The following is a 23,690-nucleotide window of genomic DNA, read 5'->3' on the forward strand; positions in this document are numbered from 1 at the left end:
CAAACTATGTTTGAAAAAGGCCTGCTGGCGAACAAGCGTATCCTGATCACCGGCGGCGGCTCCGGCCTTGGCGCTGCGATGGGGCGTCGCTTTGCCGAGCTTGGCGCCGAACTGGTCATTTGCGGGCGGCGGCAGGAATTGCTGGAAGAAACCGCAGAAAAATTCCGCAGCGAATTGGGCGCGAAAGTCTCCACCGCACGATGCGATATTCGCGATGGCGCGGCAGTTGAAGCGATGATGGATCAGGTCTGGCACGAGGCGCCGATCGACGTTCTCGTCAACAATGCTGCCGCAACCTTCATCGCGCAAACCGAACATCTGTCATTCCGTGCAGCGGACGCGATCCTCGGGCCGACGCTGCACGGCACGCTGTATTGCACGCTCGCCGCCGGCCGCCGCTGGATCGAGGGCAAGCACAAGGGCGTGGTGCTCTCGATCCTCTCGACCTCGACCATCACCGGCCGCGCGTTCACCGTGCCGTCGTCGATGGCCAAGACCGCGGTGCTGGCGATGACCAAGAGCCTTGCGGTCGAATGGGGGCCGAAGGGCATCCGCACGGTGGCAATTGCGCCCGGTGCGTTCCCCACACCTGGCGCGACCGGACAGTTGCGTCCCGAAGGCCGTGGCGAGACGTGGTCGCATCGCAATCCGCTCGGCCGTGCCGGCGAGCATTCCGAACTTGCCAATCTCGCGACCTTCCTGATCTCCGATCAGGCCGGCTACATCAACGGCGAGATGGTGGTGCAAGATGGCGGCTCCCACTTGCGCAGTTCCGGCGCCGAGGACCTGCTGCAATGGACCGACGAGCAGTGGGCGAAGCAGCGCGCAGCCCGCGCCAAGGGATAACGCGCGGCTTCTGTGCCGTACGCTCGGCTTCGGGCCTAACTGCCTTCCCAAAAAGACGTTTCCCGGTTATCCATCCGAGCCGGCGGAGGGGAATCGCCGGGCCATCTTCCAGTCACAATGATGGGGGAACCAGTTGGCCGTGCGGCAAATACTGACATCGCTGATCGCGGGTAGCCTGGTGTGCGGGATCGTCTCGCTTGCGCCGGTGCACGCTGCGCCGAAACAAACTGCGCCGAAGAAGGAAGCAGCCAAGCCCGCATCACCGGCGGCGGCTGCGGCTGGTGGTGCAGAGCCGACGTTGATCGGCCAATACGGCACCTGGGGCGCCTACACGGCGTCGCCGAATGGCAAGAAGGTCTGCTTCGCGCTCGCCAAGCCGTCGGCGTCGAAGACCAATCCGCCGAACAGGCCGCGCGATCCGGCCTATGCCTTCATCTCGACCCGCCCGGCGGAAAAGGTCGTCAACGAAGTCTCGGTCATGATCGGTTACACACTGAAGCCCGGCTCCGAATCGACGATCCAGGTCGGCGGCGGCACCTACGCGATGTACACGCAGGGTGACGGCCTCTGGATAAAGAACGCGGCCGAGGAGGAGCGCATGGTGGAAGCCATGCGCAAAGCCGGCGAGGCGACCGTGAAAGCGATCTCGGCCAAAGGCACCGAGACGACCGATACGTTTTCGCTGAAGGGCCTGTCGCAGGCGCTCGACCGGCTGGCCCACGACTGTCGGCGCTAAGGCCCGAATCGGCGTTGTTTATGGGCCGCAGAAGGCCTATTTGAAGACTGGTTCCCCTCATGGTGAGGAGGCGCGTCAGCGCCGTCTCGAACCATGCGGCCGGCTAGAGCGTTTTCGAGCGAAGTGGACACCGGTTCGCGTGAAGAAAACGCGTCAAAACTAGTATCTAGTGGCCTCATCCTTCGAGACGCGGCGCAGGCGCCGCTCCTCAGGATGAGGAATCAAAGACTCCCGCAAAGATCAGACAGGCGATGACCGCAGACTCGATCGTTCAACATGCCACGGCCAATACGCTGGTCGAAAAGGTTCCGCTCGAAACCTATGTGCCGCCGGCGAAGCCGTCGCTGATCGGGCTGTCGCGTGCCGAGATCGCCGATCGCCTCGGCGAGGTCGGGGTTCCGCCGTCGCAGCGCAAGATGCGCACGCAGCAGCTCTGGCACTGGATGTATTTCCGCGGCGCCAAGAATTTCGCCGAGATGACCAACGTGTCGAAGGAGATGCGCGCCGAGCTCGAGAAGCATTTTACGGTCGATCGTCCCGAAGTGGTTGCCGAGCAGATCTCCAATGACGGCACCCGCAAATGGCTGCTCAGGCTGCCAAGCGGCGACAAGCTCGAGAAGCCGCATGAGGTCGAGTGCGTCTATATCCCCGAGACCGATCGCGGCACGCTGTGCGTCTCCTCCCAGGTCGGCTGCACGCTGAACTGCGCGTTCTGCCACACCGGCACGCAGCGGCTGGTGCGCAATCTCACCGCCGGCGAGATCGTCGGCCAGGTGATGGTGGCGCGCGACCGCCTGAACGACTGGGCTGATCGCGAGAACGGCTCGCGCCTCGTCACCAACATCGTGATGATGGGGATGGGCGAGCCGCTGTACAATTTCGATGCGGTGCGCGATGCGCTGCTGATCGTCGCCGACAATGAGGGCATCGGCATTTCCCGCCGCCGCATCACACTGTCGACCTCGGGCGTGGTGCCGAACATCAAGCGCACCGGCGAGGAGATCGGCGTGATGCTCGCGATCTCGCTGCACGCGGTGCGCGACGAATTGCGCAACGAGCTGGTGCCGCTGAACCGCAAATATCCGATTGCCGAGCTGCTGCAGGCCTGCCGCGACTATCCCGGCGCCTCGAACGCGCGGCGCATCACCTTCGAATATGTGATGCTCAAGGGCGTCAACGATTCGCTCGATGACGCCAGGCTATTGGTGAGGCTGCTCAAGGGCATTCCGGCCAAGATCAATCTCATCCCGTTCAATCCGTGGCCGGGCACCGCCTACGAATGCTCGGACTGGGAGCAGATCGAGAAATTCTCCGAATACATCTTCAACGCCGGCTATTCCTCGCCGGTGCGCACGCCGCGCGGCCGCGACATCCTCGCCGCCTGCGGCCAGCTCAAGTCGGAAACCGAAAAACTCTCCGCGCGCGAGCGCCAGGCGCTCCGTGCGATGGCGATGACGGATTGAGCGTGTCCGTGTGCGGTTCGCCATTTCGAGCGAAGCGAAGCAATCCACTTGCACGCTCGCTGAGGCATGGATTGCTTCGTCGCTTCAGCGCAAAATTGCTTTGCAATTTTGTCGCGAGCTCCTCGCAATGACGGGGAGCTAGCATGGCCCTGATCGGCCGCCTGTTCGTCGTTGCCTTCGCCTTCCTCGTGGCCTGCCTTGTTGCCGGGATCATCGTGGTCGGCGCGGTGCTGTATCCCGAGATCAGCGATTTCGGCGCGGAGATCGACCAGAACGCGATCAACATCGTGCTCGGCTTCGGCTTCATCTTCATTTCCGGCTTCGCGCTGCTGCCGGCGCTGATCATCGTGCTGATTACGGAGGCGTTCTCTATCAGGAGCGTGCTGGCCTATGCGGTCGGCGGTGCGCTGGTCGGCGCGGCCTGCTATCTCGGCCTGGTCCCGTTCGATCCCGACACCATGCAATTCCACGGCATCGTGCACCGGCACATGGAGATCATGACCGGCGCCGGCATCGTCGCGGGCCTGGTCTACTGGCTGATCGCCGGCCGCACCGCCGGCGCCTGGCGCGAGCCACCGCGCCCGCTCCGGCCACCGCCGCCGCTGCCGTCGCAAACACCGCCGCAATCACCGCCGTCATCCTGAGGAGCCGTGCGCAGCGCGGCGTCTCGAAGGATGGACCGCAGCAAGATCGCATCCTTCGAGGCTCGCTCCGCTCGCGCCTCAGGATGACGACAAGCTCGTACTTCCCATGCCCATCCGCCTCGGCTAAACCGCGCGCCATGAACCGGACCGGACTTGTCATCGCGCTCGGGCTTGCGCTCGTCATCGGCCTGTTGTTCGGGATCTATCCCGAGCTCGACCTGAAGCTGGCCGCGCTGTTCTACGACGGCGCCCACAAAGCCTTCCCGCTGAAGGCCGACGCGCTCGCGGCATTCGCGCGGGACGCGGCGATGTGGATCGCCTGGGCCATGGTGCTGCCGGCGATCGTGGCGATCGTGATGAAATTCATCCGGCCGAACCGGCCGATGTTGATGTCGCCGCGCGCGGCGGTGTTCCTGCTCACCACGATGCTGCTTTCGGCAGGCGTCCTCACCAACCTCACCTTCAAGAGCTATTGGGGCCGGCCGCGCCCGGTGGCGGTCGCCCAGTTCGGCGGCGAGCTTCCGTTCGTCGCGTGGTGGGATCCGCGCGGCGCCTGCCCGCGCAACTGCTCGTTCTTCTCGGGCGAGGGCGCGACCGCGTTCTGGACCTTTGCACCGGCGGCGCTGGCGCCGCCTGCCTGGCGGCCGCTCGCCTATGCCGGGGCCACCGTGTTCGGCGTGGTCACCAGCGGCTTGCGAATGGCCTTTGGCGGCCATTTCTTCACCGACGTCGCGATCGCCGGCCTGGTGTCCTTTTTCGTGGTCTGGCTGTTCTATGCCCTGTTCTACCGCTGGGCGGCGACGCGGCTGACCGACGAGCAGGTCGATGCGGCGCTGACCCGGCTCGCCATGCCCGGCTACCGGCTGATGCAGCGCTGGCGCGACCGCGACAGCCGCGATTAAAGGCGTGCTCCGCCTTCCGAAATTTGATATTCGCCAGCTCAAACATCCCTGATTTCGACCGATTGGACCGTTCCATGAGTACGATTCTGAAAAACCTGCCCAAGGGAGAGAAAGTCGGCATCGCGTTCTCGGGCGGGCTCGACACCAGCGCGGCATTGCTCTGGATGAAGCAGAAGGGCGCCCGCGTGTTCGCCTATACCGCCAATCTCGGCCAGCCCGACGAGGCCGATTACGACGCGATCCCGCGCAAGGCGATGGACTTCGGCGCCGAGAAGGCGCGCCTGGTGGATTGCCGCATGCAATTGGTCCATGAGGGCATCGCCGCGATCCAGTCCGGCGCTTTCCACATCTCGACCGGCGGCATCACCTATTTCAACACCACCCCGCTCGGCCGCGCCGTGACCGGCACGATGCTGGTCGCCGCGATGCAGGAGGACGGCGTCAACATCTGGGGCGACGGCTCGACCTTCAAGGGCAACGACATCGAGCGCTTCTATCGTTATGGCCTGCTCACCAATCCGTCCTTGCGCATCTACAAGCCCTGGCTCGACCAGCAGTTCATCGACGAGCTCGGCGGCCGCGCTGAGATGTCGGCGTTCATGACTGCGCACGGCGTCGCCTACAAGATGAGCGCCGAGAAGGCCTATTCGACCGACAGCAATCTGCTCGGCGCCACGCACGAGGCAAAGGATCTCGAGCAGCTCGACAGCGGCATCACCATCGTCAATCCGATCATGGGCGTGCCGTTCTGGCGCGCCGATTGCGAGGTGAAGCCCGAGACGATCGTGGTGCGTTTCGAGGAGGGCCAGCCGGTCGCGCTGAACGGCAAGACGTTTGCCGATTCGGTCGCGCTGTTCCTCGAGGCCAATGCGATCGGCGGCCGCCACGGTCTCGGCATGAGCGACCAGATCGAGAACCGCATCATCGAGGCCAAGAGCCGCGGCATCTACGAGGCGCCCGGTATGGCGCTGCTGCATATTGCCTATGAGCGTCTCGTCACCGGCATCCACAATGAGGATACGATCGAGCAGTATCGCATCAGCGGCATGCGGCTTGGCCGCCTGCTCTATCAGGGACGCTGGTTCGATTCGCAGGCCCTGATGCTGCGCGAAACCGCGCAGCGCTGGGTGGCGCGCGCCGTCACCGGCGAGGTGACGCTCGAGCTGCGCCGCGGCAACGACTATTCGATCCTGAACACCGAGAGCCCGAACCTGACCTATGCGCCGGAGCGGCTCAGCATGGAGAAGGTCGAGGACGCGCCGTTCACGCCGGCCGACCGCATCGGCCAGCTCACCATGCGCAACCTCGATATCGCCGACACCCGCGCCAAGCTCGGGCTCTACGGCAAGACCGGTCTGCTCTCCAGCGGCGAGGGCTCGCAGATCTTCCAGCTCGAGAGCGACAAGGGCTGAGCCGCGGGCACAAATGTTTCCGTCGTCCCGGGCAAGCGAAGCGCGACCCGGGACCCATAACCACAGGATCGCGTTGTCAAAGCGAGCTGTGGCCCCAGTGTTACGCAACAATTGACGGCCGTGGTTATGGGTCCCTGCTTTCGCAGGGACGACGCGCGGAGAGATGTTGCCTACTTCACCCTGAGCGCATCGAGCAGCGAACGGAACGCGCGCGCGTAATCCGTGCCGGTCTTGCCGATGTCGGGCCCCGCGGAGACGGCCACCGCCGCCTCCGTCACCGCGCCGAGCAGCAGCCGCGCCAGCGGCTCGATCGGCTGCTTGGCGATCACGCCGGCTTCCATCGCAGCAGTGAGCGCGCGCGGAAACTTGCCGCCGAAGTGTTTCGCGTCGATCTCGCGCCAGCGCTCCCAGCCGAGCACCGCGGGGCCGTCGCGCAGGATGATCTGGCCGGTCGGGCCCTTCGAGCACGCCGCGAAATAGCCTTGCGTGCCGGCCGCCATCGCGGCGAGCGGATCGTTCTCGGCGCGCGAGAGGCGATCGAGATCGGCGACGAGGTCGAGCGAGACCTGCTCGAACACCGCCTCGAACACCGCCTCCTTGGTCGCGAAGTGATGATAGACCGCGCCTTTGGCGACGCGTGCGCCGGTGGCGATGTCGTCCATCGTGGTCGCCGCAAAGCCGCGCTCGCCGAAGATGCGCCGCGCCGCCTTGATGATCGAAGCCCTGGTTTTCTCGCGCCGTTCGGCCTGGGTTGCCATCCTCCTTGTCTAGCCCAGTTCCATCGCCAAGCCAATTGACTTACAGACTATCAGTCGGTAAATACCGACTATTAGTCGGTAACATGAATCTTCGCGATAAGTGAGACGTGCTTGCGCGAAGACCATGCCCGGACAAACAGGGAGATCTCCCATGCCCTCGCTCAAGACCTTGCAGGCGTTCGCCGATACCGTGGAATCCAATGACCATGTCGGCGCGATCACGAATTTCTACGCCGCCGATGCCCGCACCCAGGAGAACGACGGCGAATGGCGCGTCGGCCGCGAGGCGCTGGCGGCGCGCGAGGCCGCGGTGCTGGCGCAGGTCGCCGGCGTCAAGACCACGCGGCTCGGTCCGCTGCTGGTCGATGGCGACCACTCCGCGATCTGCTGGCGGTTCGAGTTCACCGGCAAGGACGGCAAGGTCCGCAGCATGGAAGAGGTTGCCTGGCAGACCTGGCGCGGCAACGAGTTGATCGAGGAGCGCTTCTTCTACGATCCGCAGCAGATGGCGCGGTGAGGGGGCCAAGCCCGCTAATTCCAACCTCCCCTTGAAAAGGGGAGGTCGCTTTGCTCGCCAGAGCAAAGCGGGTGGGGATCTGCTCTATCCCCGTGCACCGTCACCTGTGGCCGACCCCCATCCCGACCTTCCCCCTTTCAGGGGGAAGGGGAAGACGGAGCTCTAGCTTGGATGGAGCGCAAGGTTTTCGCTGCGCGAGTGGCGCAGACTGGAGAACCTTTTCGCGTCCCCGAAACAAACAAAAATGGCCGGGATCGCTCCCGGCCATTTCGCTTCGTGCTTCAGGTCGGCTCAGCGCGGCGGTGCCGCGGCCGACTGGTCGCCGTTGAGCAGCGGGGTGATGCGGCGGACGGTGACGCGCCGGTTGATGCGGCTCGGTCCGTCGGTCTGCTCCTTCAGATACTGCTTGCCGTAGCCCTGCGAGGTCAGGTTCTCCGCCGGCACGCCGAACTGCTGGGTCAGCAATTCGGCCGCGGCCTGCGCGCGGCGATCCGACAGCGACAGATTGTCGACGTCGTTGCCGACCGCGTCGGTGTGACCCTCGATCAGGAACACCTCGCGCGGGTTGCGCTGGATCGCCCGGTTGAGGCCGTCGGCAATCACCTGCAGCTTCGCAGCCTGGTCCGGCGGGATCGCCCAGGATCCGGTGTCGAAGTTGATGGTGTTGATGTCGATCGACGGCATCAACATGCGCACGTTCGGGCTGTAGCGGATCTCGTCGAGCGAATAACGTCGCTGGATCCGGTCCACCGGCGGCGCCTCCATGGTCTCATAGATCACGTCGGGCGAGGCATCCTCCGCGCTGACGATGTAGCGGTCATAGGGAATGCTGACCACCGGCGGCGGTGCGTCGACATAGAAGCCGCCGACCGCCTGCGGATCGCGGTAGGTGTTGTCGATGATGACGAGCTCACGCCCGCCACGATCCCTGCGGATTCGCCGCAGCAACTGGCCGTCGGGGCCGACCACGGTGATGATCTCGCTGCCGTCGGGACGGATCACGACGGTGCGGGTTTCGCCGCCGACGGTCTCGGTGCGGATGTCGCGGGCACCGTAGCGGAAGCGATACAGATCGTTGCCGCGCACGTACTCCTGCCCGCTCGGATCGCGGATGATGATGCGGTCGGGCTCGGTGTAGATCGTGCGGCCGCCTTCGACGACCTCCTGTCGCTGGTTGTGCAGGTCGGCGATGGTCGCGCCGATCACGGCGCCGGCCACCACGCCTGCGCCGATCGCAAGCGGCGTCAGGTCACGCCGCGGCGGTGCCGGGGGCGGCGGCAGCGGAGCTGCAACCGCAGGCGCGGCCCGGAAGGCCGGCGCGACCGTCGGCGGGGCGTATTGCGCCCGGCCGGGCGGCGGCGCAGCGGCCGGAGAACCTGGGACGACGGTCGGCGCCGCGGCGCCCGCCGGAAGCGGCGGCCGGGCCGGTGCGCCTGCCTGCGGGCTGGCCGGCGCCGTCGGCAATGCACCGGGACGCGCCGGCGGCGTTGCACCGCCCGCGGCCGGAGGCTGCGTGGGTAGCGTGCCCGGTCGCGCCGGAGGCTGTCCGCCGGCGGCCGGAGGTGTCGTCGCCGAAGGAGCAGGCGCAGGTGTGGCGGCCGCGGGCGGTGTGCCCGGAGCTGGCCTTGCGCCGCCGGCGGGAGGAGGTGCGGCTTGCGGGCGTGCACCGGGAGCCGGCGTTGGCGGCGTCTGCGCGGCGGGCGGTGAGGTCGGCAAGGCATTGGGCCGCGCACCAGGAGTGGCGCTCGGAGCTGGGCTTGGCGCCGGGCTCGGCGGTGCATGCGTCGGGCCAGCGGCGGGCCTCGTTGCCGGGCGCGCGGGGGCCGCTGCCGGCGGAGGCGTTGGAGTGGGACGGCTGGGCGCGGCCGCAGGGGGCGCGGGCGGGGTCGGGTGCGCCGGTGCTGCTGCCGGTGGAGGTGTCGGCGACGGCCGCGCAGGTGCGGCAGCGGGCGGCGCCGGAGGTGTCGGATGTGCGGGCGCAGCCGCCGGCGGCGGGGTCGGAGCCGGCCGTGCCGGGGCGGCTGCCGGCGGAGTGGGGTGGGCCGGTGCGGGCGCCGGCGGGGCAGGCCGCGCGGCCGGAGGTGCCGGCGGCGTCGGATGGGCCGGTGCGGCGGCAGGTGGTGGAGCCGGCGGTGTCGGCCGGGCGGGGGCCGCGGGCGGAGGCGGCGCGGGGTGCGGCGCCGCGGCTGGAGGCTGTGCCGGACGCGGTGCCCCGGCGGGCGGCGCCGGATGCGCCGGCGCGCCCGGCGTGGGGCGTGCCTTCGGCTTTCCGTCCGGTCCGAGTTCTTCCTTCTGCGCCTGCGCGACCACAAGCGGCGAGGTTTGTGCGTGCGATGCTGTGGCGGCCAACTGCGTGAGCGTGAGCCCAGTCGTGGCGAGCAGCACGAGACGAAGCTTTGTCATGTAGTGGAATCCCCGGCGAAAGGTCTGGGCAGGAAGGACACGTCAGAACCGAACAATTCGGCGGGACGATGAACAGTCAGCCGTTAGGCCGGATTGTGGCGGGCCACGAATCAAAGCCGAATTTTATTTCGACATCATAACGGGTTGCACGCCCGCTTGTTCATGGCGCATTCAGAAGAAACGCTCAGACAAACGAATATCCGCAGCGGAACCTGGTCGGACAGTCGCTGCGCGATGCCGCGGATCGATCGGCCGCAGGTGGCGGGGTGATCGGGCCGGGCGGCCCGGGCGGCGTCGGAACCGGCACTTCCTCCGGCAAATTACCGGGAAGTTCGTTCGGCCGCGACGGCTCGCCGGGCTCATGCACGGGGTCCGGCACCTCCGGGCGAGGGGTGCCCGGAGGGATCCCCGGCGGCGGTTCGCTTGGCGTGCCCGGCGTCGTCGGTGGCACCTCGGGCGGCTCGATCGGCGTCGACGTCGAGAGCTTGCGGGGATCGAGGGTGCCCGGTCGGCTCGCACTCATTGATCGCTCCATACCTGTTGAAGCGACAACGGGCCGCGTGCAGCGACGTTCCTGCCTTGCGCAGCGGCTCACTCCGGCGTGTGACAGACCGCCTCGATGTTGTGGCCGTCGGGATCGCGCACGAAGGCGCCGTAATAGTTGGGGTGGTAATGCGCGCGGAGGCCGGGCGGGCCGTTATCCGTACCGCCGGCCGATATCGCGGCCTTGTAGAAGGCATCGACCGTGGCGCGGTCCTTGGCTGAGATTGCGATATGCACCGGCTTGTTCATCGCGCCTTCGCCGCCGATCCAGAAATCCGGCTTGCCGTCGGCGCCGAAGCCGGCGGCGGCATCGTGCCCGGTCTGCTCCGCCGTCACTTCCATGATCAGGCTGTAGCCAAGCGGCGCCAGCGCGGCCTGATAGAACGCCTTCGCGCGTTCGTAGTCGGATACTGAAAAGCCGATATGGTCGATCACGCGCGCCTCCCTTTGTTGTGATGCAATTGCATCCTCGCTCTTGCTTCACCTCCCCTTGGAAAGGGGAGGTCGCTTTGCTCGTCAGAGCAAAGCGGGTGGGGATCTGCTCTCTCCGCATACACAGTATCGCCTGGGGCTGACCCCCATCCCGACCTTCCCCCTTGCAGGGGGAAGGAGAAGAGGAATCTGTTGCCCGGAGGGGAGTCCTCTCGATCGGGCTACACTCACTCTCGCACCAGCAGCGTGTTGCTCCGCGTGCGGCCCTGCTCGGCGTAACCGCGGGCGCGCATGTCGGCAATGCAATCGCTGCTCCATTCGTCCTTCGACAGATGCTCGATCACCACGGCGCGCGGCCACAGCGCCTCCGGTGCATCCTGGAAGAAACCGATCAGCACGCGGTCCTCGAAACCTTCGACATCGATCTTGAGCGCGTCGACCTTGGTCGCGCCGGCCTCCTCGAGAATGCGTTGCAGCCGCAGCGACGGCACTTTGAACGCCTTGCCCGATGGAGTGCCGGTCACGATGTGGCTGGCGCCGAGATTGTCGCCGTCGGTCTCGATCATCAGCTCGCCGTCGGCAGGGCCGGCGGCCGCCGCGACCAGCCGCACCTGCGCATAGCCGGAAGCTTCTGTATTGAACTTGAGCCGTGCATGCGTCACCGGATGCGGCTCGATCGCGATCACCTTGCCCGCGGGCCCGACGTCGCCCGCCAGCGCCAGCGCGTAGGTGCCGACATTGGCGCCGAGATCGACGAAGGTGCCGCCCGCACCGACATGCCGGCGCAGGAATTCGAGTTCTTCCAAGTTATAGTTGGGATTGAACAACGCCCCGCGCTCGGTCGCGCTCGCCTGGTGATAAAAGCGGAACGATGCGCCCTGATAGGCCACGTCGAGCGGTCCCGAACCGAACAGATTGACCAGCCGCGACAGCCAGGGGCGGAATGCGCCGCGCTTCAGTCCGGTGCGATGCGCCAGACGGATGATCGCAGCCTGCGCTGCGTTCGGCGCGAAGGCGCCGAACGGCGCGGGTGAAGTATCGTTGCTGGGGATCACGCGTGGCTCTCGTCGAAAACGGCGCATGGATAGCCGGTTTTGGCCGCGACTCCAACGGCCGCTTTGCTCGCAACGTCGTTTGCCTGTCATCGTGACGAATGCGGAAAGAACACGTCGTGTGGCCACCCCTCTCCCTAGCCCTCCCCCGCAAGGGTAGGGCAATTGCATTTGGGAGAAAAACGCCCTGTGGCCCATCCTTCGAGACGCCCGCCTTTGGCGGGCTCCTCAGGATGAGGTCTTGTGTTGCGGCACAATAGTAGACCCTCATGGTGAGGAGCGCCGCTTGCGGCGCGTCTCGAACCACGAGGCCGAGTTCGTGCGCAGCCGCCCAAGGCGGCATATGCGATAGCCCTGCCCGCAAGGGGGAGGGAACCCATCTGCCGGTGCGTCCCTCACGAGCCAATCACTGAGTTGCCCATGGGTGCGATCGGCACTCGGCCTTCCGGCGCCCTCTAGAGAAGGCGAAACAAGATGCAAAGCTCGGACGGATCATGTCGCGAGAATGCGAACGTATGACTCACCAGCCATGCAACTTATTCGGTATCGTCCCTGCGAAAGCAGTGACCCATAACCACGAATGGGTTTTGTTGAACGATGCTGGAATGGCGCGTCCCGTTCACAACGTCCGCCGCGGAGTATGGGTCCCTGCTTTCGCAGGGACGACGGCAGACGATGGAGCGCGATATCGGCTAAGGGCCTCGCAGGCGCAACATCGAGTCGGTGGCGCAATCGCGCAATCCCTCACGGCGACACGGGTGCCTGATCGCGCCTCGCGGTCAGTGCTCGCCCGATCTTGTGCAGCATCTGCGCAAGCTGCTCGATCGAGTAGGGCTTTTGCAGCAGCTCGAAGCCGGAGCTGCCTTGCTGCGACAGCACGTGGCTGTAGCCGCTGGCGAGCACGATCGGCAAATCGAGTCCCTGCCGGCGGATTTCCTTCGCGAGTTCGATGCCGCTCATGCCGGGCATCACCACATCTGTGAACACCATGTCGAAGCGGCTCGCGCCGGCCGCGAGCTCCTCCAGCGCGTGGATGGCGTTGTCGACCAGCACGGCGCTACAGCCGAGTTGGGTCAGCGCGTCGGCGGCAAACTTCCCGACCTCGGGATTGTCCTCGACCACCAGCACCGAGGCGCCGGTTTGACCGACTGGCTGGGTGTCGTGCACAAGCCGCGCTGGCGGTGGACCGTCGTCGTTCACGCGCGGCAGATAGAGCGTAAACGTCGCGCCTTTGCCGACCTCGCTGACGACGTCCACCTCGCCGCCGGATTGCTTGGCGAAGCCGAACACCTGCGACAGGCCAAGCCCGGTACCCTGGCCGACCTCCTTGGTGGTGAAGAAGGGTTCGAAGATCCGTTCCAGTTGGTCCTGCGGAATTCCGACGCCGGTGTCGGCGACAGACACTGCGACATAGCCACGCGGACTGGCCGGATTCGCCGTCGCAGAAGGCGGCTTGTCCACCCGCCGGACCGTGACCGTGAGCCGGCCGGCGCCGCTCATGGCGTCGCGCGCGTTCACGGCGATGTTGATCATCGCGGTCTCGAACTGGCTGGGATCGGCGTTGACGAAATTGGGTCCGTCCGACACCTGCGTGACGATTTCGATGCGAGGCCCGATCAGGGTTGCGATCATCTCGCTCAGGGTCCGCACGCTCTGACCGACGTCGAACGTCTCGGGTTCGAGAGCTTGTCGGCGCGCGAAGGCGAGCAAGTGGCTGGTCAGCCTGGCCGCGCGATTCACGGTGTTGGAGATCGCATCGATGTAGTGCAGCCGCCGCGGATCCGGTAGGTCCGGCCGCCGCAACATGTCGACCGATCCACGGATGACGGTCAGCAGATTGTTGAAGTCGTGTGCGACGCCGCCGGTGAGCTGCCCCAGCGCCTCCAGCCGCTGGCTGTGCCGCAGCGCCACCTCGGCCTCGATTCGCCGGTTGGCCTCCTCGTACAGCCGCCGCGTGCGCCTCAAGGCGAGCCCGAACAGAGCGAACAGCAGCGCTGTGGCCGGGACGCCGAAGATCAGATGTGGAGCCATGGTCGCGATCCAGCGCGCCCGGATCGCCGATATTGCGAGGCCCGCACTGACATAGACCGGGTATTCGGCAAGCCGCTGATAGCGGAGGCGCCGCTCGATGCCGTCGGCCGGGGACTTGATCGTCATGGTGCCGAAGAGCGGGTGGGCGACGAGGTGCTGCCCGAGCGGCCCGTTCGGCTCGAACCGGAAGTCATGGTGGACGATGGGAAAATGGGCCAGCACGGTGCCATCGGTCCGGATCAGCGCGAGGAAGCTGCCGGGTTCGCGTCCGATCCGCGCATAGAAGTCCTCGAAGTATTCCGGAAGGATCGAGGCCTGGATGACGCCGGCAAAACTGCCGTCCTTGTTGTTGCGGCCTCGGCTGACGCCAAAGAACCGCGATCCCTGGTAGGGCGGCCGCGGCGTCAACACCTCGCCGATATAGCTGCCGGCGTCGCCATCGGCATGCATGCGGAAGTAGTCCCGGTCGGAGAAATCGATGTCGGGGGGCGCGGTGACGAGGCTGTTGACCAGGGCATGGCCCCTGGCATCGAACACCCAGACCGATTTCATCTGGGGCAGCGCATCGGCAAGCTGGCTCAGCCGCTGGTGCAGGCTCTGCTCATGCGCGACGATATCGGCATCGGACATGCCGCGGATGATCTCAGCGGTCTCTGACAGGCTGCGGTCGATGGTCTCGAACACCTTGAGCGCGTGCTCGTGGGCGACGTCGAGCATCTGCTCGATCTCCCGGTCGGCAGCCTCATTGGTCGAAACCCAGGTCACCGCGGAAGCAAAAACGAACAAGGCCAGCGGGAGGGCCAGCGACGCGGCCATCATCCATTGCAACAATCTCAGCGAATTGCGTTGTGCGGTCTGCAAGGGCGCTCCGGCTCCGCGCGAACCTTAACGCAAACCTTAGCGCGGGAGAACGTAAAACCCGACCTTTGGTTGCACCCGCGGCCAATTTGGTCGTCGCCGCGACCGCGGACGGACGCCGAACATCGGCCGGAATCGATCAATTGCTAACCAATTGGCATTTGCGTCGCCCGGGTGGTCGCGGAAGGCGGGCGGGGCACTCGCCCTCGCCGAGCCCGCACGGCGGGGCGTCGCGCGCGCGGTTCACGACCTCGTTAGCCGCGGCCGGCGGGCAAGCGGAAAATCGACCAGGACGACGCCCTCGGACGCTGTTTTTAGGGGTTCTAAAACCTGTCGCGGGCAAAGGCTTGACCCTGTAACTACCTGCTGGAAAACAGGCCCCATGACACGCGATATGACCCGCGATCCCACCCGCTCCCAGGACATCCGGCTTGGTCATGCGGATCGCGGTTTTGTCGGCACAATCATCGGGCTCGATGCGCCGCAGACCGGCTCGTCGCTGTCGCCGCTGGAGCTGGAGCAGCGCCTGGTCGAGATGGGATTTGTGGAAGGCGCGCGCGTGGAAATCCTGCACGAAGGCATGATCCGGCGCGATCCGATCGCGGTGCGCGTCGACAACATCACGATCGCGCTGCGCCGGAGCGAAGCCATGGCTGTGATCGTCGAATGACAACCGCGTCCCTGCGCCTGGCGCTGGTCGGTGCCCCGAACACCGGCAAGACGTCGCTGTTCAACAGCCTGACCGGCAGCCGCCAGAAGGTCGCCAACTATCCGGGCGTCACCGTCGAGCGCAAATCCGGCAGCTTCGTCACGCCGGAGGGCCGCAACGTCACCGTGCTCGATCTGCCGGGGACCTATTCGCTGCGGGGCCGCAGCCCGGATGAGGAAATCACCCGCGACATCGTGCTCGGGCGCTTCGAGGGAGAGGCGGTGCCCGATCTCGTGCTCTGCGTCGCTGATGCGACCAATCTCCGGCTGACGCTGCGGCTCGTGCTCGAGCTCAAGCGCATCGGCCGGCCGATGATCCTCGTGCTCAACATGATCGATATCGCCAAACGCCGCGGCGTCGATATCGATCTGGAGCGTCTGTCGCAGCAGCTCGGCCTGCCGATCGTGACCTCGGTCGCTGTCCGCAAAGGCGGCATCGCCGACCTGCTCAAGCGAACCGACGAGTTCCTGACCCGATCGCATGAGGCGCCCGCGGCCGGTCAATGGACGGCACCGACGATCGCCGATCTCAAGGCCGCGCAGCGCGAGGCCGACCGCATCATCGCCGCCAGCGTCAGCCTGCCGGCCAAGCCCGACACCTTGACCAACCGGATCGATGCCGTGGTGCTGCATCCGGTCTGGGGGATGATGATCCTGGCGCTGATCCTGTTCGTGATGTTCCAGGCGGTGTTCACCTGGGCCCAGCCGGCGATGGAGCTGCTGTCGGACGGTTTCTCCGCGCTCGGGCAACTGGTGCACGACGTGCTGCCCGAAAGCTGGCGCCTGCTGCAGAGCTTTCTGCAGAACGGCCTGATCTCCGGCGTCGGCAGCGTCATCGTGTTCCTGCCGCAGATCATCATCATCTTCCTGTTCATCCTGCTCTTGGAAGATTTCGGCTATATGGCGCGCGCCGCGTTCCTGATGGACCGCATCATGGGCGGTGCCGGACTGCACGGCCGCGCCTTCATTCCGCTGTTGTCGAGCTTTGCCTGCGCGATTCCCGGTATCATGGCGACGCGGGTGATCGACAATCGCCGCGACCGCCTCACCACGATCCTGATTGCGCCGCTGATGACCTGCTCGGCGCGGATTCCCGTCTACACCCTGATCATCTCCGCCTTCGTGCCGGCGAAGATGCTGTGGGGCTGGGTCAATCTGCAGGGGCTCGTGATGTTCGGCCTCTATGCCGCAGGCATCACCAGCGCGCTGACGGTGTCGGCGGTCGCGAAGTTCTTTCTGTGGCGCGACCATGCGCCGGCGCCGTTCATGCTGGAATTGCCCGACTACAAGGTGCCGCGGCTGAAGAGCATCGCGATCGGCGTGTTCACCCGTGCCAAGATGTTCCTGTATCGCGCCGGCACCACCATCCTCTCGATGATGGTGCTGATCTGGTTTTTGGCGTCGTTCCCGACCGCGCCCGCCGGCGCCGAGGGGCCGGCGATCAATTACAGCTTTGCGGCGATGATCGGCCACGCGCTCGAGCCGCTGCTGCGGCCGATCGGCTTCAACTGGCAAATCGCGGTGGCGTTGATCCCGGGCATGGCGGCGCGCGAGGTCGCGGTCGCAGCACTCGGCACGGTCTATTCGATCGAGGGCGGCAAGGAGGCGGCGGATGCGATCGGCCTGGTGCTGGCGCAAAAATGGACGCTGGCGACCGCGCTGTCGCTGCTGGTCTGGTACATCTTTGCGCCGCAATGCGCCTCGACGCTCGCAGTGATCCGCCGCGAGACCGGCAGCGCGAAGTGGATGGTGGTGACGTTCGTCTACATGCTCGCGCTGGCCTATGCCGCGAGCTTCCTCACCTTCAACCTGGCGCAGGCGCTGGGGCTGCACTAGGTGAACGATCGAGTTCCGTCGTCCGGGCCTGAGGGTGCAATGGGTGCAGGCAGCGAAGCGACGCACTAGGATGTCGTCGAGGGCGGAAGCTGCGGGCGCCTTCATGTTCCCTGCGAGACCATGCAATGTCGACGTTTGGCCTGGAACGGGTATTCTCGCCTCGAAATATCGCAGTCGTTGGCGGTAGCGCGCGCCCGTCGTCGCTCGGCGCGGCGGTGGTCAGGAACCTGAAGGCGAGCGGCTTTGCCGGCGGGATCGCCGTGGTCAATCCGCGGCATGCCGTCATCGACGGCGAGCATACGTGTCCTGATCTGAAGTCGATTCCGTTCGTTCCGGATCTCATCGTCGTCACGGCGCCGGCGGCGGCGATCCCCTCGATCATCGCGGATGCTGCGGCGGTCGGCGTCTCCGGCGCAGCGGTCCTGTCGGCGGGCCTCGGCCACGGCGCGGGCTCGGCTGCCGAGACGGTCGCGCAAACGGCGCGCATGAGCGGGATGCGCCTGATCGGACCGAACTGCCTTGGCGTCATGGTGCCGCGTGCGAAGCTCAATGCGAGCTTTGCGGCCCATCGCCCGGCCGAAGGCCATGTGGCGTTGATCTCGCAGTCCGGCGCCGTCGCGGCAGCGATGATCGAGTGGGCGGCCGAGCGGCGGCTCGGCTTTTCCGGCATCGTCTCGATCGGCGACCAGCTCGACGTCGACGTCGCCGACCTGCTCGATTATTTCGCGCTGGATGACCACACCAGCGCGATCCTGATCTATCTCGAAGCCGTCAAGGACGCGCGCAAGTTCATGTCGGCGGCGCGTGCCGCGGCGCGGCTGAAGCCGGTTATCGTCGTCAAGTCGGGCCGCATGGAGCATGGCGCGAAGGCCGCCGCAACCCACACCGGTGCGCTGGCCGGATCGGATGCCGTCTATGACGCCGCGTTCCGCCGCGCCGGCATGCTGCGCGTGTTCGACTTGCGCCAGTTGTTCGATTGCGCCGAGCTGCTTGGTCGCGGCTTCGTCCCGCGCGGTAACCGGCTAGCGATCCTGACCAATGGCGGCGGTCTCGGCATCCTCGCGATCGACCGGCTGGCCGAGCTCGGCGGCGTTCCCGCGACGCTGACGGCGGAAACGATCGCGCGGCTCGACGCGGCCCTGCCGCCAGGCTGGTCGGGCGCCAATCCGGTCGATATTTCGGGCGATGCCGATGCCGCCCGTTACGTGTCCGCGCTCGGCGCCTTGCTCGAGGATGCGAACAGCGATGCCGTCCTGGTCGCCAATGTGGAGACCGCGGTCGCGCCGGCCGAGGGAATTGCCGAGGCGGTGGCGCGGTGTGTTCGCGATCGCCGGGCGAAAAGAAGCGCAGTGGCCGCGTTGGTGCTTGCAGCGTGGGTCGGCGCCGATGAGCGCACCGGAGCGACCTTCGAGGCCGCGCGCATCCCGCATTTCCCGACCGAGGACGATGCGGTGCGCGCCTTCATGTATCTGGTGCGATATCGCGAGGCTTCCACGGCGCTCGCCGCGACCCCGCCGAGCGTTGCATCGGTGTTCACGCCCGACACCGCGGCGGCCAGGCACGTCGTCGCAAAGGCATTGTCGGAGCAGCGGGCTTGGCTTGATCCAGTCGAGATCGCGGCGTTGTTCGACGCCTACGACATTCCGATCGTTCCAGCGATCGCCGCGCGTGATGCCGGGGACGCGGCGGAGAAAGCAGCCCCTTTCCTCGCCAAGGGACTTTCGGTGGCGGTCAAGGTGTTCTCGCGCGACATCAGGCACAAGTCCGACGTCGGCGGGGTTATCCTCGGCTTGCATACGAAGGAAGCCGTCGCGGAGGCCGCCGCGACCGTGCTGGCGCGAGCGCGCAACGCGCGGCCGGACGCGAAGCTGGAAGGTCTCACGATCCAGCCGATGATGGTGCGGCGTGCGGCGCGCGAGCTGATTGTCGGCATCGCGGACGATCCGACCTTCGGTCCGGTGATCGTTTTTGGTCGCGGTGGTGCCGCGGTCGAGGTGATCAACGACAAGGCGCTGGCGCTGCCGCCGCTCGACATGAATCTCGCCCGCGACCTGGTCGGACGCACGCGGGTCTCGCGGCTGCTCGGCGCCTATCGCGATGTGCCGGCCGTCCCGCCCGACGTCGTGCCGCTCACCCTTGTCAAGCTGGCGCAGATGGCGGCCGACATTCCCGAGGTCGCCGAGCTCGAGATCAATCCGTTGTTGGCGGACGAGGCGGGCGTGCTCGCACTCGATGCACGCGTGGCGATCCGCAAGCCTGCGCGGCTGTTTGCCGGTCAGACCCGGCTGGCTGTCCGGCCCTATCCATCGCAATGGGAAGGTGAGCTCGTGCTCAAGGACGGCTCACGCGTCCTGGTGCGGCCGATGCGGCCGGAGGATGAACCCATGGTCCGGAGCTTCTTCAAGCGCGTGACCGCCGAGGACCTCAGGCTGCGCTTCTTCCACGCGATGAAGGAGTTCTCACATTCGTTCGTCGCGCGTCTCACCCAGCTCGATTACGCGCGCGCGATGGCCTTTGTGGCGCTTGATCCGAACACCGGCGAGATGATGGGGGCGGTCCGGCTGCATTCGGACTCGCTCTACGAGAACGCCGAATACGCCATCCTGCTGCAGTCCGATCTCAAGGGCAAAGGGCTCGGGTGGTCGCTGATGCAGCTTCTGATCCACTATGCGAGGTCGGAAGGACTGAAGCGTCTGTCCGGTCAGGTGCTGACCGAGAACACCACGATGCTGAGCATGTGTCGCGACCTCGGATTCACCGTCACGATGGATCCGACCGATCACAGTATCGTCGATGTCATGCTCGATCTCGATCGGCCCGGCGCCGATGGCGTCGGGACCGATATCCTGATCCGACCTGGGGCGGATCAAGGTGGTGTGACGGCAAGGTCTCTATAAGGGTGTGTTCGTCTTGAGCAGCGCGACGCTGCCTACGGGGCCTTCAACAGAACCGAGGAGCTTCGTCTCAGGGTCTCCTCGGGCGTGCCGGAGGCGTCGATCCGAGACCAGTCAAGTCGGCCGATCTTGTATTGTTCTTGCCGCGCGGCAACGTCGCGGGTCGCATCGGAAGCATCCCTGCCGCGTGACGCCACGCGGTCCAGGCGGGTCGACAAATTTGTGTGCAGGAAGATCGGTCGAAACTCGGCTGTCATCCCGCGCGCGTCCTGTTCGAGCGCGGACCGCTCGCTCTCGCGCAGGAAGGCTGCATCAAGGATAGCCGAGAAGCCCTGCGCCGTGATCTGCGCGGCACGTTCGAACATCGCCTTGTAGACGCGATCGCTCACTTGGTCGCTATAGGCATGGTCCGGCAACGCCGTGAGCGGATCAACCTCGAACAGCTCCTTACGGATCACGTCCGACCGCAGGATGATCGCGCCGGGTGGCGGTTGCAACAGGCAGGCGGCGTCGCGCGCCAGCACGCTCTTGCCCGTTCCGGACATTCCTCCGATCGGAACCAATGACGGTCTTGCCGGGGTGATCAGCCGCAGCGCCAACTCGAAATAGGAATTCGCCTCGGTCAACCCTGCGGCGTCGCGTGACTGCTCGTGTTTGGTGAACAGCACCAGGCTGCGAATCGCCGCCCGCATGGAAAGAAATAGCGACAGCAGCCGCAGCGCGCCGCCGTTGTCGCGCCAGGTTGGTTCGAGATAACGATTGAGCAGCCGGTTTGCCGCGCGCTGCGACCGAAAATGGATGAGATCCATCAGCGGGAAAGCAAGGTCGTAGAGAACATCCGTGGTCGCCATTGCCGGGTCGAATTCGATGGCATCGAACAACGCCGGCTTCTGGTCGATGAGCACGACATTGCCGAGGTGAGCGTCGCCATGGCAGCGTCGCACGCATCCGGCTGAAGCCCGCTGTTGGAGCAGGGGCCGGCAGCTTGCCAGCCATCCATGGCTCTGTTCGTGCAATAGCGCGATGGCGTTGCCCTCGATTGTGGGTTGGCCGCGGAATTTCTCCGTGTTGCGGTCGATGATGGTGGCGATGGAGGCAAGCCATGCGCGGCCATCGGCAATCTCGGCGTTCTTGTGCGATCGCAGGATCGTACCGGCCAGCGCGTCACCGATCTCCGGCTTGATCTCGCCGGCAGCGGCCAGGTGATCGAGCGTGCAGCGTTCGTCAAAGCGCGCCATCTCGACCGCCCACTCAAGGACTGGTCCGCCGCCGCCGATTTCGGGGCCGTGCGTTCCCTTGGTGATCGGGATGACTTGCCGGTAGAGCTCGGGGGTATAGCGCTTGTTGACGGCAAGCTCCGCCTCGCAGGCCTGCTTCCGCTTCTCCAGCGTCGAGAAGTCCAGGAACGGCAGGCGCACGGCCCGCTTGATCTTCAGAACGCGATCCGGCTCGAGGAAGACTATGGAGATATGAGTATCGACCCGTTTCGCCGCGCCGCTGCGAACGCGCTCGTCCATGAAGGCCAGCACCGCACGCTGGCCGTCCTCGTGGGCGTTTGTGCGGGACGGCGCCGTCATGGTCGCAGCACAGCCGCGCCCACCAGCGCGCCGTCGCGCAATCGCGCCAGTGCTTCGTTAGCCTGGTCGAGCGGAAACACGGTCGTGTGGATCTGGAGATTGGCGCCGGCCCAGGCGCCGAGAAAATCGATGCCGTCCTGCCGTGTCAGGTTGGCGACGGAGACAATCTGCCGCTCGCCCCAGAGAATATCGTAAGGGAACGCGGGAATGTCGGACATGTGGATTCCGGCGCAGACCACACGTCCACCCTTGCGTACCGCGCGCAACGCCTGCGGCACCAATGCTCCGACCGGCGCATATATGATGGCGGCGTCGAGTTCGACCGGAGGCTTGTCATCGGACGCTCCCGCCCAATCCGCCCCCAAGGAGCGGGCGAGCGACTGAGCGTCGTGGTCACCCTTGCGGGTGAATGCATAAACCGACCGGCCCTGCGACCGCGCGACTTGCGCGATGATGTGTCCGGCCGCACCGAAGCCGTAGATGCCGATGTTCTTGCCGTCGTTCTTGCCGTCGCCGGCCATCACCAGCGATCGCCAGCCGATCAGCCCGGCACAGAGCAGCGGGGCCAGAGCCACATCGTCGCCACTCAGTCCAAGGGGTAAGCAAAAGCGCGCGTCGGCAACGAGATGGGTGGCGAAGCCGCCATCGCGCGTGTAGCCGGTAAACTGCGGACGGTCGCAGAGATTTTCCCGACCCATGCGACAATAGGAGCAGACGCCGCACGTCTGGCCGAGCCAGGGCACGCCGACGCGCATGCCGATCGCTGGTTCGGTGACACCGTCTCCCAGCGCGTCGATCCGGCCGACGACCTCGTGGCCGGGGATGATCGGGTAGGAGAGATCAGGCAGTTCCCCATCGACGACATGGAGATCGGTGCGACAAACGCCGCAGGCGCTGACCTTGATGCGGATCTCGCCGGGGCCCGGTAGCGGGTCGGGCCGCTCCTGAAAGACGAGAGGCGCACCGCGCGCCGCAAGCACCATCGCATACATGGCAACCCATCCGAAATCGTAGCGGACACAGGGTGAGCAGGCGATCGTCGCGAGCCTTGATCTCGGTCAAGGCAGAGGTTTGAGGCCACCTCTCAAGGACATGGTCCGTGAGTTGGGTTCAGTCAGGAGAGAATAAATGAGCAAGGCTACGGTTCCCGTTCCCATCGTGAACGAGCGCGGCTTCGGCGTTGCCGTTCCGGCAACGCGACCAGGGTGATTCCGAAGAAGGCGCGGAGCGCTGGCCAGTCACCGATCGGATCGATCGATGGCTCACACTCCGTCACCTGCGACGGGTCAGATCTGTCGTTCGACCAGCTTGAACTTGAGCTCGGCGATCGCTTCCGACGGGTTGAGGCCCTTCGGGCACGCCTTGGCGCAGTTCATGATGGTGTGGCAGCGATAGAGGCGGAACGGATCCTCGAGGTTGTCGAGCCGTTCGCCGGTCGCTTCATCGCGCGAGTCGGTGACCCAACGGGTCGCCTGCAAGAGCGCGGCCGGACCGAGGAAGCGTTCGCTGTTCCACCAGTAGCTCGGGCAGGAGGTCGAGCAGCAGGCGCACAGGATGCATTCGTAGAGCCCGTCGAGCTTCTCGCGGTCCTCGTGACTCTGCCTCCACTCCTTCTGCGGCGTCGGCGTGGTGGTCTTCAGCCACGGCTCGATCGAGGCATACTGGGCGTAGAAATTGGTGAGGTCGGGAACGAGGTCCTTGACCACAGGCTGATGCGGCAGCGGATTGACCTTCACCGCGCCGCCGGCGGCCACGTCGTGCATCGACTTGGTGCAGGCGAGCGTGTTCTGGCCGTCGATGTTCATCGCGCAGGAGCCGCAGACGCCTTCGCGGCAGGAGCGGCGGAAGGTCAGGGTCGGATCGATGTGGTTCTTGATCCAGATCAGGCCGTCCAGCACCATCGGGCCGCAATCATTGACGTCGACATAATAGGTGTCGACGCTCGGATTCTTGCCGTCGTCCGGATTCCAGCGATACACCTTGAATTCGCGCGTCTCGGTGGCGCCGGCCGGCTTGGGCCAGGTCTTGCCGCCGGAAATCTTCGAATTCTTCGGAAGTGCGAATTCAACCATGCTTGC

The 23,690-nt window shown here is 65.8% G+C and carries 19 protein-coding genes; 10 read left to right on the forward strand and 9 right to left on the reverse strand.

Annotation, left to right across the window (positions count from 1 at the left end; translation table 11 throughout):
- Nucleotides 1–6 precede the first annotated feature (6 nt).
- The 6 genes from P6U25_RS01500 to argG all read left to right on the forward strand — a co-directional run bounded on the left by P6U25_RS01500 (nucleotide 7) and on the right by argG (nucleotide 6,003).
- Nucleotides 7–846, forward strand: coding sequence for an SDR family oxidoreductase (locus P6U25_RS01500; RefSeq protein WP_407149678.1), 840 nt, complete (start codon nucleotides 7–9; stop codon nucleotides 844–846).
- Nucleotides 847–979: 133 nt separating this feature from the next.
- Nucleotides 980–1,582, forward strand: a complete 603-nt coding sequence (locus P6U25_RS01505; protein WP_407149679.1) for an invasion associated locus B family protein — start codon at nucleotides 980–982, stop codon at nucleotides 1,580–1,582.
- A gap of 251 nt (nucleotides 1,583–1,833) precedes the next feature.
- The gene (gene rlmN / locus P6U25_RS01510; RefSeq protein WP_407149680.1) at nucleotides 1,834–3,045 is read left to right on the forward strand and encodes a 23S rRNA (adenine(2503)-C(2))-methyltransferase RlmN; all 1,212 of its coding nucleotides are present in this window, start codon (nucleotides 1,834–1,836) and stop codon (nucleotides 3,043–3,045) included.
- Nucleotides 3,046–3,188: 143 nt separating this feature from the next.
- Nucleotides 3,189–3,689: a hypothetical protein gene (locus tag P6U25_RS01515; protein ID WP_407149681.1), complete on the forward strand. Its 501-nt coding sequence runs from the start codon at nucleotides 3,189–3,191 to the stop codon at nucleotides 3,687–3,689.
- Nucleotides 3,690–3,826: 137 nt separating this feature from the next.
- Nucleotides 3,827–4,591: a phosphatase PAP2 family protein gene (locus P6U25_RS01520; RefSeq protein ID WP_407149682.1), complete on the forward strand. Its 765-nt coding sequence runs from the start codon at nucleotides 3,827–3,829 to the stop codon at nucleotides 4,589–4,591.
- A 74-nt stretch (nucleotides 4,592–4,665) separates the two neighbouring features.
- Nucleotides 4,666–6,003 carry an argininosuccinate synthase gene (argG, locus tag P6U25_RS01525; protein WP_407149683.1) on the forward strand — a complete coding sequence of 446 codons (1,338 nt, stop codon included), beginning with the start codon at nucleotides 4,666–4,668 and terminating at the stop codon, nucleotides 6,001–6,003.
- A gap of 170 nt (nucleotides 6,004–6,173) precedes the next feature.
- Here argG and P6U25_RS01530 read toward each other — a convergent pair whose 3' ends face one another.
- Nucleotides 6,174–6,761 (reverse strand): TetR/AcrR family transcriptional regulator, encoded by a 588-nt coding sequence (locus P6U25_RS01530; protein WP_407149684.1) that lies wholly within the window; start codon nucleotides 6,759–6,761, stop codon nucleotides 6,174–6,176.
- 151 nt (nucleotides 6,762–6,912) lie between these two features.
- Between P6U25_RS01530 and P6U25_RS01535 the strand changes: the two genes are divergently transcribed.
- Nucleotides 6,913–7,278, forward strand: coding sequence for a nuclear transport factor 2 family protein (locus P6U25_RS01535; RefSeq protein WP_407149685.1), 366 nt, complete (start codon nucleotides 6,913–6,915; stop codon nucleotides 7,276–7,278).
- Nucleotides 7,279–7,569: 291 nt separating this feature from the next.
- Here the strand turns inward: P6U25_RS01535 and P6U25_RS01540 are convergent, their stop codons facing one another.
- From P6U25_RS01540 to P6U25_RS01560, 5 genes are all read right to left on the reverse strand, one after another.
- The gene (locus tag P6U25_RS01540; RefSeq protein WP_407149686.1) at nucleotides 7,570–9,681 is read right to left on the reverse strand and encodes an OmpA family protein; all 2,112 of its coding nucleotides are present in this window, start codon (nucleotides 9,679–9,681) and stop codon (nucleotides 7,570–7,572) included.
- Nucleotides 9,682–9,865: 184 nt separating this feature from the next.
- Nucleotides 9,866–10,204, reverse strand: a complete 339-nt coding sequence (locus tag P6U25_RS01545; protein WP_407149687.1) for a hypothetical protein — start codon at nucleotides 10,202–10,204, stop codon at nucleotides 9,866–9,868.
- A gap of 68 nt (nucleotides 10,205–10,272) precedes the next feature.
- Nucleotides 10,273–10,659, reverse strand: a complete 387-nt coding sequence (locus tag P6U25_RS01550) for a VOC family protein (RefSeq protein WP_407149688.1) — start codon at nucleotides 10,657–10,659, stop codon at nucleotides 10,273–10,275.
- A 224-nt stretch (nucleotides 10,660–10,883) separates the two neighbouring features.
- On the reverse strand, nucleotides 10,884–11,711 hold the full coding sequence (locus tag P6U25_RS01555) for an FkbM family methyltransferase (RefSeq protein ID WP_407149689.1): 828 nt from the start codon (nucleotides 11,709–11,711) through the stop codon (nucleotides 10,884–10,886).
- Between the two features lie 741 nt (nucleotides 11,712–12,452).
- Nucleotides 12,453–14,600 (reverse strand): ATP-binding protein, encoded by a 2,148-nt coding sequence (locus P6U25_RS01560; RefSeq protein ID WP_407149690.1) that lies wholly within the window; start codon nucleotides 14,598–14,600, stop codon nucleotides 12,453–12,455.
- A 391-nt stretch (nucleotides 14,601–14,991) separates the two neighbouring features.
- Here P6U25_RS01560 and P6U25_RS01565 point away from each other — a divergent pair, with 391 nt between their 5' ends.
- The 3 genes from P6U25_RS01565 (at nucleotide 14,992) to P6U25_RS01575 (ending at nucleotide 20,038) form a co-directional block, all read left to right on the forward strand.
- Complete coding sequence (locus P6U25_RS01565) at nucleotides 14,992–15,267, forward strand: ferrous iron transport protein A (RefSeq protein ID WP_407152727.1); 276 nt, start codon at nucleotides 14,992–14,994, stop codon at nucleotides 15,265–15,267.
- Nucleotides 15,264–17,141 (forward strand): ferrous iron transporter B, encoded by a 1,878-nt coding sequence (locus tag P6U25_RS01570; protein ID WP_407149691.1) that lies wholly within the window; start codon nucleotides 15,264–15,266, stop codon nucleotides 17,139–17,141. Before P6U25_RS01565 ends, P6U25_RS01570 begins: the two co-directional genes overlap by 4 nt.
- 125 nt (nucleotides 17,142–17,266) lie before the next feature.
- On the forward strand, nucleotides 17,267–20,038 hold the full coding sequence (locus tag P6U25_RS01575; RefSeq protein ID WP_407149692.1) for a GNAT family N-acetyltransferase: 2,772 nt from the start codon (nucleotides 17,267–17,269) through the stop codon (nucleotides 20,036–20,038).
- Nucleotides 20,039–20,070: 32 nt separating this feature from the next.
- Here P6U25_RS01575 and P6U25_RS01580 read toward each other — a convergent pair whose 3' ends face one another.
- The 3 genes from P6U25_RS01580 to P6U25_RS01590 form a co-directional block, all read right to left on the reverse strand.
- On the reverse strand, nucleotides 20,071–21,612 hold the full coding sequence (locus tag P6U25_RS01580; RefSeq protein ID WP_407149693.1) for an AAA family ATPase: 1,542 nt from the start codon (nucleotides 21,610–21,612) through the stop codon (nucleotides 20,071–20,073).
- Nucleotides 21,609–22,604: a zinc-dependent alcohol dehydrogenase family protein gene (locus P6U25_RS01585; protein ID WP_407149694.1), complete on the reverse strand. Its 996-nt coding sequence runs from the start codon at nucleotides 22,602–22,604 to the stop codon at nucleotides 21,609–21,611. The genes P6U25_RS01580 and P6U25_RS01585 overlap by 4 nt, the downstream gene beginning before the upstream one ends.
- Before the next feature lie 294 nt (nucleotides 22,605–22,898).
- On the reverse strand, nucleotides 22,899–23,684 hold the full coding sequence (locus P6U25_RS01590; protein ID WP_407149696.1) for a succinate dehydrogenase iron-sulfur subunit: 786 nt from the start codon (nucleotides 23,682–23,684) through the stop codon (nucleotides 22,899–22,901).
- Between the last annotated feature and the right edge of the window lie 6 nt (nucleotides 23,685–23,690).

The organism is Bradyrhizobium sp. ORS 86, assembly GCF_045571475.1.
Classification (GTDB): domain Bacteria; phylum Pseudomonadota; class Alphaproteobacteria; order Rhizobiales; family Xanthobacteraceae; genus Bradyrhizobium.